Raw genomic sequence first — 15,521 nt, 5'->3', positions numbered from 1 at the left:
GCTAATCAAATAAAGTTATAATTCTTGCGAAATGGAGAAAATAATACAAGACGAAACTGGATTCGAAATAGCTGTGGTAGGTATGTCGGGAAGATTTCCCGGAGCTAAAAATCTGGATGAATTTTGGGAGAACCTAATAGAGGGCAAGGAGAGCATCAGATTTTTTAGTGACGATGAATTGAGAGAGCATGATGTAGAAGAGGAATCTTTGAAAGACCCAAATTACGTCAAGGCGAAGGGATACATGGAAGATACTGATATGTTCGATGCTCATTTTTTTGGGTATACAGCAGAAGAAGCAATGAAGATGGATCCACAGATACGTGTTTTTCATGAGTGCGTATGGCATGCATTGGAGAGTGCGGGTTATTATCCCGAGAAGTATCGAGGGCAAATAGGCCTTTATGCTGGAGGCTTCAGTAGCAGACAGTGGCAGGATATATTACGTTCATCGGGTGGTAGAATGGACTTTGCTACAGATTTGATTAGTAGCAAAGATATGCTTACCACCAGAATATCATACAATCTTGGATTGACGGGGCCAAGCTTTACCTTGAATACCCTATGCTCCACGTCATTAGTGGCTATACATTTGGCAGGCAATGCGCTTATATCAGGAGAGTGCGACATGGCATTAGCAGGAGGTGTATCCTTTGTACTACCTCCAAAAACTGGATTTGAGTATATGGAGGGCTTTATAATAAGCCCTGATGGTCGCTGTAGGCCTTTTGATCAAAAAGCAAATGGTACTATATGGGGCGATGGGGTAGGTGTGGTAGCCTTAAAGAGACTACAAACGGCTGTCCGAGACGGTGATCATATACATGCGATTATCAAGGGATCAGCGATAAATAATGATGGAAAAATTAAAACCACCTATACATCCCCCAGTGTTGTTGGTCAGGCCAATGTTATAAAGATGGCACAGCAGTTTGCTGAGGTTAACCCCGAGACCATTGAATATGTCGAGGCTCACGGCACGGGGACTTCTTTGGGGGATCCCATAGAGATAGAAGCGCTTAAACGATGTTTTGATACCAGCAAAAGACAGTTTTGTGGAATTGGTTCGGTAAAATCAAACATAGGACATTTGGTGGCGGCAGCTGGAGTAGCCAGCTTTATTAAGACGGTGCTGGCTCTGGAGAACAAACAGATCCCACCGAGCATTAACTATGAAAGTCCCAGTTCAAAGATCGACTTTGAAAGCAGCCCATTCTATGTTGTGAGTGAGCTGAAGGAATGGGATACGCAGCATAGGGCCAGAAGAGCGGCGGTTAGCTCTTTCGGTATTGGAGGCACAAATGCTCATCTGATATTGGAAGAATATATCCCCAATACCAAACACACTAGCACCGGAATGGATCAGAAAAATGTACTTTTATTGTCTGCTCGGTCTCAAAACGCTCTTGAAGAACTGATTTCTAGATACCTACGCCTGGCAGCAAATGAGAAGATCGATTTAAAAGATCTTGCCTTCTCTGCCCAAACCACTCGTAAATTCCTTGAGTATAGAATGGGCATTCATTTTGATTCAAGAAGTGATCTGGTTAAAAAATTGAACCATAGCTACGGAGAAATATCCCGTTTAAAAACCATTCCACATACAGTATTTATGTTTCCCGGACAGGGGGCACAGTATCGTGGGATGTGCCGGAATCTATATGGATCCTACAGAGTATTCAAAGCTGAGTTTGACCGATGCAACGCAGTTGTAAAATCCTTTAATATAGATATTTACAAGCTGATATTTGATTCAGGTGAGGGTGAAGAATCTATCGATGAAACATATTATACCCAGTTAGCCATATTTGCAGTGGAGTATGCCCTTGCAAAGCTCTTCATATCATTTGGGATAAAACCAACAGCCCTTATTGGTCACAGCATAGGGGAATACGTAGCCGCAACTATTTCAGGAGTGTTTGACCTGGAAAATGCCCTTAAATTGGTAGAAGTAAGAGGAAGGCTAATGCAGTCAATGGAACGCGGAAGCATGATAAGTGTAATGGTAAGCCCCGATGCCATTAAGCCATTTCTAAGAGAGGAGATATCAGTGGCCTGTCTCAATAGTTCTGAATTGGTCACCCTCTCTGGGAAAACTGAAGACATAGATGATTTATGTATAGAACTCGAACAAAATAAGATTCACTTTTCAAGATTAAGGACCTCACATGCATTTCATTCAGATCTTGTGACTCCTATGGTAGAAGAGTTTGTAGGTGAGGTAAGGAAAGCCAAATTGAGCGCTCCTGCAATTCCCTATATATCTAATCTTACAGGAGTCTGGATTACAGCGGCCCAAGCTATGGATCCTGAGTATTATGGTAAGCACCTAAGGCAATGTGTGAACTTCGAGTCGGGTATAACTACATTGATCAACAAATCCTTTAACATTTTTATTGAAATAGGACCTGGCAGTGTACTGTCCACCTTTGTAAAAAAACATAATCAGTACAGTCCGGACCATGTGGTAATAGATACGGTGCGCAAACCTAAGGAAGTAATTAATGATCAACAGAAATTCCTGGAGGTACTCGGGGAAGTATGGAAAAGCGGTGTTGCGGTTGATTTCAGTGAGTTATATGGAGACCATACTCCCTCCAAAATCAAGCTACCACTTTACCCCTTTCAAAGGGAAAGATACTGGCCTAAAGCTAATGCCAATAAAATTGACATTAATTTGAACGGCACGTATTCATCCCCCCGGCATGGTAAAACTTATTCCAAAAATGTGGACGATTGGTTCTATGAGATATCCTGGCAAAAGTCGTCAATAGAACTGGTGGAAGATATCAATACCATACAGGCTAAGTGGCTTGTACTATTGGATAATGAACAGTTTGAGGACTGTTTTATCCGCAGGCTTAGCCAGGCAGGCCACGAAGTAGTTGTAGTATACAAGTCAGATAAGTATTCTCAAGAAAAAGGTGAATATACTATAGACATCACCAACGAAGACCACTTTATTAAAGTGTTCAAGAACGAGCATGATCGAGGTAAACACTTTGACATAGTAGTTAATGGTCTGTCGCTAGATAGCAATCCTTTCGAGGTGACTACTGATCTAGATATAAACGGTAGAGTATTTCAATGCTTTTATAGCAATATTCATTTAGTAAGAGCTCATTCCAGGGTCTCAGCAGAGAAGGAACTTAAGCTTTTGACTTTGACTAACAGTGCGTATGAAATCACAGGAAATGAACAAATAAATCCTTTCCACTCATTAGCTATAAGTACTTTTAAAGTCATACCTGCTGAATACCCCAATATATTATGTAAGCTAGTGGATTTGGAGTTTACTGCTGATAATATCGCTCATTTGGATCGAATCACGGGACAAATAGTAAAAGAGGTTTTTGCTGATAATAAAAAAAATATAATTGCTTATAGAAATAATATTCGGTGGGAGCAGATACTTATACAACGACCTCCCCGTACCCGGAATATAAAAAGTATACAGGTCAGGGACAAGGGTGTTTATATGATAACCGGTGGTTTGGGGATTTTTGGGTTCAAATTTTCAGAATATCTTCGAAAACATAATAACATAAAACTTGCTTTGCTGACACGATCTGTTTTTCCAGGAAAAGAAAGCTGGAAAAATTGGAGGGATTGTTCACTGGATCTGCTGCTTTCACAAGAGATATACCCGGTAGAATTGGGTATGGGTGAGGCCAAGGTGCTACCAGAAAAATGTAGGGATATACACAATAAGGTCATTAAGCTGGTAGAACTGGAGGCATCAGGGGCTGAAGTTAATGTATATCAGGTAGACCTGGCAGACGAGGTAAACATGCGAAGCTGTGTCAAAAGAATAGAGAAGGAACTTGGTCCAATAAATGGCGTAATTCACGGGGCTGGCTTTTATCATTATACTCCCTTAGACACGGCTACTTACGATTCAATGAATGCCATTCTTCAACCCAAGGTACATGGGACCATCTCACTGTACAATAGCATTAAAAGCAAGAAACTGGACTTTTTTATGTTTCACTCCTCATTGAGTGCTATTGTTCCTCTTAAGCATTTCACTACTTATTCTGGAGCTAACCTTTTCCTTGATGGCTTCGCAGCCTACCTTAAATCGATAAGTAGCATTCGAACCATAGCGGTAAATTGGGACATTTTCAAGTTGACAGAGGATGAAATAGGTGCGGTTACCAAAGAAGAGCAGGAAAATAGCAGGGCACATCTGCAATTCTTAAAGGATGGTATTACAGATGAGGAAGGAAGAAAAATATTTGACAGACTGTTGAATGAGTATGCTCCTCAGGTGATCATATCCAGGAATGATCCCGCACAGATAAGAAACATCATTGAGGCTCAGAATGTCGATGGGCATCCCCAGGATGAAAAAATCTTTTCCAACTCATTGCGTGTTCGGCCTGATTTGTCGGTGCCTTATGTGTCACCGGCCACGCCTTTGGAAAGTGATTTCTGTAAAATTTGGGAAGTAGTATTAGGGTATGCAAAGGTTGGCCTGAATGATAATTTCTTTGAGCTCGGGGGAGATTCATTGAAAGCACTTACTCTTATCGGGCGATTGAATAAAAGGTTCAATATGGATCTAACTATCTCCGATTTTTTCAAAAAACCGACTATTAAGAATCTTGTCGATCACAGCTCAGAAGTCAGCGAAGAAGCCCCTATTGGTTATGACGCTATTGAGCGTGCCGTGGAAAAGGAATTTTATGAACTATCTTCTTCACAAAGAAGAATTTATTTTCTGAATAAACTAGACGAAAGGTCACTAGCCTACAATTTACCTCAACTCATCAGTCTCCGGGGCGACTTGAAAAAAGAACGGCTTTCTGCCGCTTTTAGGAAATTGATAGCACGCCACGAAATGTTGCGAACATCGTTTCAGCAAACAGATGGTAGGCCGGTACAAAAAATCATAAAAAATGTATCATTTGATATTGAGGAAATTAATGCCAAGGCAGGTTTGGATGAAATCATCAAGAACTTTGTCCGGCCCTTTGATTTAAGTGCTCCACCATTGTTGCGTGTTGGTCTTATACACCAGTCGAGAAAGGAACATTTGTTGTTGATTGATGTCCATCACATAATCACCGATGGCGTGTCCCAGGGCATATTAATACGAGATTTCATGGCGCTGTACGATGAAGAGGACCTTCCTGAGCTGGGCCTTCAGTATAGAGATTATTCGGAATGGCAGCAGTCAGCTACACAACTAAAACTTTTGGCGGATCAGCGGGATTTCTGGAAAAAGGAGTTTGCCGAAGAAGCAAGTGTGTTGGACCTACCAACAGATTTTGCAAGACCTCAGGTAAAGAGCTATGCGGGAAGTAGCATTTCATTTACAATCGAAGAAGCTGAAACAAAAAAATTAAAAGCCGTAGGAGAACAACTCGGGGCCACAATGTTCATGACGCTGCTGGCTGTATTCAATGTATTCCTGAGTAAACTCAGCAACCAGGTAGATATTACTATTGGTACAGGAGTAGCTGGTAGAAACCATACTGATCTCGAGGATGTATTAGGCATGTTTGTTAATACCCTTGCCTTACGAAATTTCCCTAAAGGAGAACTGAGCTTCAAAGAATTTTTAGCAGAAGTGAAGAGGAGAACATTGTCCTGCTTTGATAATCAATCCTATTCATATGAGGACTTGGTGGAAGATTTGAACATTCCAAGAGATACCGGTCGAAATCCCCTAACTGATGTAATGCTTGTATTTCAAAATTTTGGACTGGAAGAGCTAAGTATCCCAGGTCTTAAACTTACTCCTGAGGGCAACGTTAATCATATTTCAAAATTTGATCTTACGCTTATCGCAATAGAGGCAGATAATCAGTTAAATATCCAATTTGAATACTCCACAGATCTTTTTGAGCAGCAAACAATTGAAAGATTTGTTGCCTATTTCAAAAATATTGTGAGTGAAGTTGTACTTGATGCCAATAAGAAACTTAATAGTATCACTATACTATCGGCAGATGAGTACCACCAGTTGGCGAATGAGTTTAACAAGACTGCTGCCAGTTATGCTATTGATAGATCTCTTATAGAAGTATTTGAGGAACAGGTCCACCTCTATCCCAGCAATTTGGCGCTGGTGCAAGGTGAGCAGGAGATTACTTATAAAGAATTAAATAACAGGGCTAACTGGATTGCGAAAAAGATTGCTGAAAAGATCAATGGGGTCAATCAGAAGATCGCTTTATTACTACCACCTTCCATCGACTGGGTAGCATCTATTCTTGGTATTTTGAAATGCGGGGGAATCTATGTCCCGCTATCGATAGACTCTCCTCCTGAGAGACTTCGACATATTTTGGCTGACAGTGATGCCCGGCTTCTAATTACGGATTCAGACAATTTAGGAGAAAAAACTTCAACTGAGCTCACAACGGAGCTTTTGGAAATTAACTCCTGGGACAATCCTAAAACGGTCTATGACAACCCGGATAGGAAAAATGCCAATGAGGATACTTTGTATATCATTTATACTTCGGGTTCTACTGGCTTGCCCAAAGGAGTGGAAATTCCACATTCTGGTGTATTGAATACGGCTATCTTTTATAAAGAACTGTTTGAGGTAAAAGCAAACACAAAAATGAGTCAGGTAGCTAATGTCAGTTTTGATGCGGCTGCCCTGGAAGTATGGCCGTGCATTTTACATGGTGCTACATTGTACATCGCACCTTCCGAGGTAAGGTTGGATCCTGCGGCTATGTATAACTGGTTACTTGCCAATGCCATAGAAGTCACATTTCAGGTGCCCGCTATTGCCGAGTATTTGCTAAGGCAGGAATGGCATGGGTCACACTGTTTGCTTGGTGGTATGGCCATTGGAGGGGACAGGCTTACATACTTTCCTAAAAAGAAAATGCCATTTAAGATATACAATCTGTACGGGCCTACTGAGGATTCTATTGTCTCTACTTACGCAGAGGTAGCGCCAGGCAGTGGACAAACGCAATACATTATAGGTAAGCCGATTGCCAACAAGCAGATCTATATTATGGATGAGGCCCACAATTTGCAGCCAATAGGTGTTACAGGGGAACTATGTATTTCGGGGGTGGGATTAGCCAGTCGCTACCTGAATAATGATGTGCTGACAAGGCAAAAATTTATTGAAAACCCATACAGGGAAGGAAGTAGGATCTATAAAACAGGCGATTTGGCAAGACGTCTGCCCGATGGAAATATTGAGTTCCTTGGGAGAAAAGACGATCAGGTAAAGATCAGAGGGTACAGGATAGAACTGGGAGAAATAGAAAACCTTATGATGGCAAATTCCGAAGTGGAAGATGCCTTGGTTATGGTAACAAAAAGCAATGACGAAGTGTACCTGACTGCCTACTATATATCCAAAAATGAGGAATCAACACCTCAAACATTGCGTCATTACTTGTCTGAATTACTACCAGATTATATGCTGCCCACTTTTTATGTACGTGTGGATCAATGGCCACTGAATGCTAACGGGAAGATTGATCGTGGGTGCTTGCCTGTCCCTGAGTTCACAACTGAAGATGATTACTCGCCACCATCAAGTGAAATAGAGAGCATCTTAGTGGATGCCTGGGGTGAAGTTTTAGGGTTGAACAGGGAAATTATCAGTGTAAATAAGAATTTTTTCGAATTGGGAGGAAATTCAAGAAAAATAATACAATTAAAATCACAAATAGATAAACAAACCGATCTGGACATCACTGTAATGGAGCTGTTCAGATATACATCCATTTCATCCTTGGTAAAGCACATTAATAAGCGTAATGGTAAAAAACAAGAGCTCTTTAGCGAACTGGATTCTGAAGTCTCTGAAATGGAAGGTTTGATCAGGAATCTGGATTAGATAATCATTTGATCTTATGAGTAACTATAACGGTATGGAAGTCGCTGTTATTGGCATGGCGGGACGCTTTCCGGGAGCTAATAATATATATGAGTTTTGGAAAAATGTAAGAGACGGTGTTGAGTCGATCAGCTTTTTCAATGAAGAGGAATTATTAGCCGAAGGGGTAGATAAGAGCCTGCTTGATGACCCGAGGTACGTAAGAGCAAATGCTTACTTACAGGACAAAGAATATTATGATTCAGTCTTCTTCGATAAGCTACCAGACGAAGCGAGTCTGATGGAACCCCAGATTAGGGTCTTTCAACAGTGTCTCTGGCAGGCGATGGAAGATGCTGGTTACAATGTGTATGACTATGATGCTAAGATAGGATTGTTTGCCGGGGGTACGTCCAATATTAACTGGATGAATTATGCTTTGATAGCCAATCAACGCAAATTGCTGGATGACTTTACAGTTAATTTACTTAGCGACATACAGTTTTTATGTACCAGTACCTCATACTTATTTAACCTCAGGGGCCCCTCTATTTATATAAACACTGCATGCTCCACTTCGCTGGTAGCTATTCAGCGGGCTACTGTAAGTTTACTTTTACAGGAGTGTAGTATGGCCATTGCCGGGGGAGTTACTATAAACAATTATTCTAAAAAAGGGCATCTGTACCAGGAGGGAATGATTTTTTCCAGGGATGGACATTGCCGCACATTTGACGCAAATGCCACTGGTACTGTTGGCGGGGAAGGTGTGGGCGTTGTAGTGCTAAAGAGATTAAAAGATGCTCTTCGTGATGGCGATAATATCCATGCCGTTATTAAAGGAGCAGGTATAAATAACGATGGCTATAACAAAGTAGGTTATACAGCGCCAAGTATAGAAGGGCAATGTGAAGCTATATTAAAAGCCCAAAAAATGGCTAAAGTGGAGAAAGAAAGTATTGGCTATATAGAAGCTCATGGCACTGGTACGGTGCTGGGAGATCCTATTGAAGTAGAAGCTCTTAATCTGGCATTTGGCAAGAGCACTGTTCCTTATTGTGCTTTGGGCTCAGTAAAATCAAATATTGGTCATTTAGACGCGGCCGCTGGAGTAGCAGGTTTTATTAAAACGGTACTTGCTCTGAAGTACAAACAAATCCCGGCTAGTTTGCACTTTGAGAAACCCAATCCGAAAATTGATTTTAACAACTCACCATTTTACGTAAACACAAAACTTAGAAACTGGGAAAATGATAAGTATCCGTTAAGAGCTGGAGTAAGTTCATTTGGAATTGGAGGTACCAATGCTCACATAATACTGGAAGAAGCCCCTGCCAAAAAAACCTCATCGCTAAGTCGCCCATATCAGTTGCTAACCATATCAGCTAAAACTGCTACTGCACTAAAAAGTAACACGGGCAGGCTTAAGGAGTATCTGGTAGATAACAAAAATATCAATACTGCTGATATTGCATATACGTTGAACACGTGCCGAGCTTCCTTTAAATACAAAAAAGTGTTGGTATGCCGAACCCGTGATGAAATGATCGAGCAGCTTGATTTTGAAGAGGAAAGTAATCAGCCTACTACTTCCCCAAGCGAAGAAAGGATAAGTAACGTCTTCATGTTTCCTGGGCAAGGTATGCAGTATGTGAAAATGTGTACTGACCTATTTCAGTATGAACGGGTATTTAAAGAAGAGGTAGAAAAGTGTTTCCGAATTATTCAGTCCCAGTCAGGCAAGGATATCCAGTCTGTTCTTTTTTTGGATGAAAAAGGGATGATAAATGAAACCGAGTTTACACAGCCTGCATTGTTTATAGTAGAATATGCGCTGGCTCGTCTGCTGATGAGTTGGGGTATTAGTCCTGACATAATGATCGGACACAGTATTGGCGAATATGTTGCCGCATGTTTGAGTGGCGTTTTCTCGTTGGAGGATGCTTTATTCCTGGTAATTAAGCGAGGTGAACTGATGCAAAGAGCACCAAAAGGCGCCATGCTTAGTATACTAATTACCGAGCAAGAACTTAACCCTTATCTTAGTAGACATAAGGAAGTATCACTGGCTGCTGTCAATAGCTTTTCATCATGCGTAGTTTCGGGACCTACGTCTGCAATTAATACATTCAAAGCGAATATTGAGCATGAGGGATTCAAATGCAAAGAGGTGCTCACATCTCATGCATTCCACTCGCATATGATGGATTCTGTTTTGACGGATTTTAAGCAATGTGTCGGTAAGGTAAAAATCAGCTCTCCCGGTGTACCTTTTGTATCGAATGTTACTGGGAAAATAGCAGGCAAGGAAATTTTGAATCACAACTATTGGGTGGATCAACTTCGTCAAACAATCAGGTTTTCCGAAGGAATAGCACATGTAATAAATGAAAATGCAAATGTAGTTTTTCTTGAAGTTGGTCCAGGGAATGCATTGAGCTCATTTGTGGGAAGTAATGAACATAGGGGCGTGGGACATAAAACAGTGAACCTCCTAGGAAAATCGAAGGAAGGAGTCGATACATTATATCAACTTTTAAAAGGGCTTGGTAAACTCTGGATGAATGGATTAGAACCCAATTGGTCCGGGTATTATTCAGAAGAAGCTCGACATAAAGTATCACTTCCTTCTTATTCTTTTGATAGGATTGCATATCCTGTAGATGTTGATGCTAATCAAATGATCAGAGAAATGTTTTCAGAAAGATCTGGTGTGAGAAAAGATATTGGCGACTGGTTTTATACACCTCGCTGGGAAATACAGCCCCAAGAAGGTCTTACTGAAAAGAAAAAATTCAATGTGCTTTTTATTGAAGATAGCTCCCTGGCGGAGCTATTCAGGGAAAAATTTGGCGAGCTGGAAGAGGATTTTGTTTTTGTAAAGAAAGGAGTATCATTTGGTAATGAAAATGCCAGACTCTACCATCTGGATCCCTTAGATCATGATGGCTATGTCAGATTGTTCAAGGAGTTGAAATCAGTCGTTGAGCCTATGCGCATAGTTTTTGCCTGGGGAGTAAATAAAAGTGATAAAGCCCTAACAATTGAAAGGGCTAAAAATGAACTTGACGAAGGGTATTATGCACTATTAAATATTGCCAAGGGGCTGGGCAAAGCATACATTACAAAGGCAATACAAATTGTATCTATTACAAGTAATTTACACCATGTTCTTCATGGCGATATAGTTTCTCCTGAAAAGTCGCCTATACTAGCAGCGGTAAAAGTCATACCGAAAGAATACGAAAATATAAGTTGTCGGAATATTGATATTACCTACACAGATAATGAACAGGATACGTCAGTAGTCCCGGTTGTAATTAGGGAGGTATTTTCAAAGTGTGAGCACCAGATAGTCGCATTGAGACGAGGCACAAAATTCGTGCAGACCATTAAGCCTGCAAAGGTAGCCAGAGAAAATTCTGATATCCCATTCGTATCCGGAGGCAACTATCTGATTACCGGCGGACTTGGAGGAATCGGGCTAACCCTTTCCCGTCATATATCAGAGAATATAAAAGGAGTTAATTTGATCTTATTGGGCCGAAAAGACCTACCTGCAAAAGATAGATGGAGCTGGTGGTTGAATAACCATGATCAAAAAGATACACTTTATACAATTATTTCTGAGCTTCTTAAAATAGAAGAGAACGGGAGCAATGTAACATATATAAGTATGGATGTTTCGGACGTTGACGGCCTACGCAAGGTTGTAGACGATTTAGAGTCCGAGCTTGGAAAAATTAATGGAATAATACATGCCGCAGGTCTGGGGGATTATGCCGGATTCATTCAGAAACGGGAGAAAGAAAACAATGAGAAAGTTTTCTCTCCTAAAATTTATGGCACAATAGCTTTATGTGAAGTATTTAAGCATAGGGAGCCAGAATTTTTGGTTTTTTGCTCTTCTCTATCATCCCAGATAGCTCCGGTGGGGCAGGTTGGGTATGTTGCAGCCAATTTATTTATGGAATCTTTTACGGAGAGTTATGCATTTGGTGGTTCTCGGGTAATTTGCATAGGTTGGAATCAATGGCGTACAGTGGGTATGGCCGCAGCAGAAATAATAAAAAATGGGCAGACATATCTTGAAAATAGTATATCACCGGAAGAGGGGTATAAACTATTACTAAAGTGTACAGAAAGTGATCTACACACAATCTACATATCTAATACAGATCCCACAGTTTATAATGAATTTGAAAGTAATCATGAAGTGCCAGGATTGGACGCTGACGTTATTACTGAAGAAGATAGTGGAAACCTGGAAAGTAAAGTCATTAAAGTTTGGCATGATTTCTTTGGTAGAGCTGACATTGGTTTAAATGATGATTTCTTTGAATCGGGAGGAGATTCTCTTAAAGCCTTAACACTAGTCTCCAGAATCAATAGAGAATTACATCTGGAAATACCGCTGTCCCATTTTATTGAAAGGTCTTCAGTTAGAGAATTGTGTGACTATATCGCTGAGGTATACGATAGAGGTTCTTCAGCAAGGTCGCAGTTCATTACACCAGCCCGGGAAAAAGATCACTATGAGTTGTCTCCAGCGCAACAGCGACTATATTTTCTATATGAATTAGATAAAACGTCCCTGGCCTACAACATGCCGCAGACTGTGTTGCTGGAAGGTAAGCTTGATGTGGAGCGTCTGTCAAATGCCTTCAATAAGCTAATCAATCGACATGAAAGTTTGCGAACCGCTTTTCATGATGTATATGGCTGCACTATGCAGAAGATAGAGCATGATGCTGACTTTGACGTAGAGGTAATACAAGCAAATAGCGAAGATGTGGACGAACTACAGAGGAGTTTTGTCAGGCCTTTTGATTTAAGCAAAGCGCCTCTACTGCGGGTAAGGCTTGTTATGCTTACCCAAGAAAAGTATCTGCTTATGGTCGACAAGCACCACATTGTTGCTGATGGTGTATCTCAGGCTATTTTAATAAAAGATTTTATGGCTCTCTACAATGAGGAAGAGCTTCCTGAGCTACAGCTTCAGTATAAGGACTATTCCGAATGGCAGCTCAGTGATGAACAACAGGTACAGATTTCTGATCAGAGGGATTTTTGGAAACACGAGTTTTCAGATGAGGTGAGTGTACTCAATCTTCCAACTGATTTTCCCCGGCCTCAGATGAAAGGTTATCACGGGGATCACCTGTCATTTGTATTGGATCAGGACACTACTCGTAAGTTGAGAAAATTGGGTGAAGAATCGGGGGCTACTATGTTTATGATGATATTGTCCGTTCTCAATGTACTCTTGAGTAAGTTAAGCAATCAGGAGGATATTGTCGTTGGTACAAGCGTTGCGGGAAGGTATCACCCTGATCTGGAGGGTATTATCGGAATGTTTGTAAATACTCTGGCATTGCGAAATTTCCCCAAATCTGAATTGAGCTTCAGGGATTTTTTATCACAGGTAAAACAAAAGACGTTTGCTTGTCTGGATAATCAGTTTTACCCTTACGAAATATTGATTGATGAATTAAAGGTACGCCGAGATACCAGTAGAAATCCATTGTTTGATGTAGGCCTTACTTTTCAAAATTTTGATTATGAAGAGCTGGCGATCCCAGGCATTACATTAAGACCATATGAAGAAACAAGAAATGTATCGAAGTTTGATATAGAATTATGGGTAGCTGAGGTTGATGAAAAACTACACCTTAATTTTGAGTATTCTACGGAATTATTTAAGCATGAAACAATAGCACGTTTTGTAGCTTATTTTCAAAGAATAGTGGAAGTGGTAACCGTGGATTTTGATAGGAAACTGTCTGAGATTGACATTCTATCATCTGATGAACAGCATCAATTGTTGGTCACTTTCAATGAGACGGAGACGGATTATCCTCGAGAGCATACGATCATCGACCTATTTGAAGACCAGGTGCATCGTACGCCAGACAATATTGCTGTATGGTATAAGGAAGATTCATTGACATACAGGGAGTTGATGGAAAAGTCAGACCGGATAGCGATTTATCTTCAACAAGAGATAGGAGTTCAGGTAGGTGATAGAGTAGGTCTTCTGTTGGAAAGGGATGCAGACTTAATGCCCAGTATTTTTGGTATCTTGAAGTCTGGCGCAGCTTATGTACCACTTTCTCCCAGCCATCCTTCAGCAAGAGTTAACGGTATTATTTCGGATGCAGACTTGAAAGCTTTAATTAGTCGTGGTCACCATTTGGGTACCATAGGAGTAGAAACATCAGCACAATTGATAGATCTTGATGAGGCGAGCGAAATGATTGATGGTCAACCGCCTGCTGAGTTAGTGAATAAGCCGAAGGGTGATGATTTGGCTTATGTGATTTATACCTCAGGCTCTACAGGCACACCTAAGGGAGTGATGATCGAACATCATTCGGTGGTGAACCGCCTGCTATGGATGCAAAAGGCATACCCTATCGGGTCAAACGATGTACTACTACAAAAGACACCTTTAAGCTTTGATGTATCTATATGGGAGCTGTTTTGGTGGTCTATGGTAGGTGCGAGTGTGAGTGTATTGGCTCCTGAAGAAGAGAAAGATCCCAGCAAAGTAATAGAGGCCATAGATAAGTACAAGGTTTCAGTAGTACATTTTGTGCCCTCAATGTTAACATTATTTTTACAGGAACTGGATGGAGAAGAAGAGGCCTCATTAAGCAGTTTGAGCCATGTGTTTTGTAGTGGAGAGGCATTAGGATCAACTCAGGTAAAATTCTTTGGAAGGACACTATACAAGAGATATGCTACCCAGTTGATCAATCTATACGGTCCTACAGAAGCCACAGTAGATGTTTCGTATTATAATTGTGGATTCAACGAGATACCAGCTTCGATTCCCATTGGCAAGCCGATCGACAATACCAAGCTGTACATACTCGACAAGGATGGTAGACTGTGTGCAATAGGAGTGCGTGGGGAATTATGTATCTCGGGATCTGGACTTGCGCGAGGGTATATTCATGCCGATCAACTGACTGCTGAAAGGTTTGTTCCAAACCCATTTGAGCCAGGCGAACGCCTTTACAAGACTGGTGATCTGGCGTGCTGGCTTCCGGATGGCAACATCGAATATATAGGCAGGAAGGACTACCAGGTAAAGATCCGTGGGCTAAGGATAGAATTGGGAGAAATAGAGAGTCAGCTTGTCGCTCACCAAGGTATCAAAGAGGCGGTGGTGCTGGTTAGGGAAAGAGAGGATAATAAGTTCCTCGTGGGATACTATGTTGCGCGAAAAGAAATTCCATCATCAGATCTTAGAAATCATCTATCTCAAACATTGCCAGAGTATATGATTCCTGTCTATTATGTTCAATTAGATAGGATGCCTCTTACAACTAACGGTAAGGTAGACCGCAAAGCCTTACCGAATCCGGAAATAAAGGTAGGTGAAGATTATGTGGCACCTTGCAATGAAACAGAAGAGAAGCTTGCAGAAATCTGGAGTGAAGTGCTATCTATTGAAAAAGGAGTGATAAGTGTGAACAAGAGTTTTTTTGAACTGGGTGGAAATTCTATTAAGATTTTACATTTGAAATCCTTGCTGAAAAGGAAGGCGGATATTAAAATTTCAGTGCCTGACTTGTTCAATTATACTACTATCTCATCATTGACAGAATTTATTGTTAATGGAGAATTAATCAATCAAGAGGTTGAGAAGAAAATGGATCAGGAGATAACAGGAATGGACCATCTAATCAAGAACTATTTTTAAGTAAAG

Annotated in this window: 2 protein-coding genes; both read left to right on the top strand. The window is 40.9% G+C overall.

Annotation, left to right across the window (positions count from 1 at the left end):
* Positions 1 to 31: 31 nt before the first annotated feature.
* Positions 32 to 7,825, top strand: a complete 7,794-nt coding sequence (locus C900_RS07495) for a hybrid non-ribosomal peptide synthetase/type I polyketide synthase (protein WP_040496076.1) — start codon at positions 32 to 34, stop codon at positions 7,823 to 7,825.
* 16 nt (positions 7,826 to 7,841) lie between these two features.
* A complete protein-coding gene (locus C900_RS07490) occupies positions 7,842 to 15,515 on the top strand; it encodes a hybrid non-ribosomal peptide synthetase/type I polyketide synthase (RefSeq protein ID WP_051052800.1) in 7,674 nt (2,557 codons plus the stop codon).
* The last annotated feature ends 6 nt before the right edge of the window (positions 15,516 to 15,521 follow it).

The organism is Fulvivirga imtechensis AK7 (genome assembly GCF_000331535.1).
Lineage (GTDB): Bacteria > Bacteroidota > Bacteroidia > Cytophagales > Cyclobacteriaceae > Fulvivirga > Fulvivirga imtechensis.
The sequence above is the reverse complement of the archived record's forward strand: the minus strand, read 5'-3'. Positions and strand labels throughout refer to the sequence as shown.

What these genes read in the sequence shown, in the direction of transcription:
- C900_RS07490 (WP_051052800.1), top strand. Translation starts at nt 7,842, where the DNA reads ATGAGTAACTATAACGGTATGGAAGTCGCTGTTATTGGCATGGCGGGA.
- C900_RS07495 (WP_040496076.1), top strand. Translation starts at nt 32, where the DNA reads ATGGAGAAAATAATACAAGACGAAACTGGATTCGAAATAGCTGTGGTA.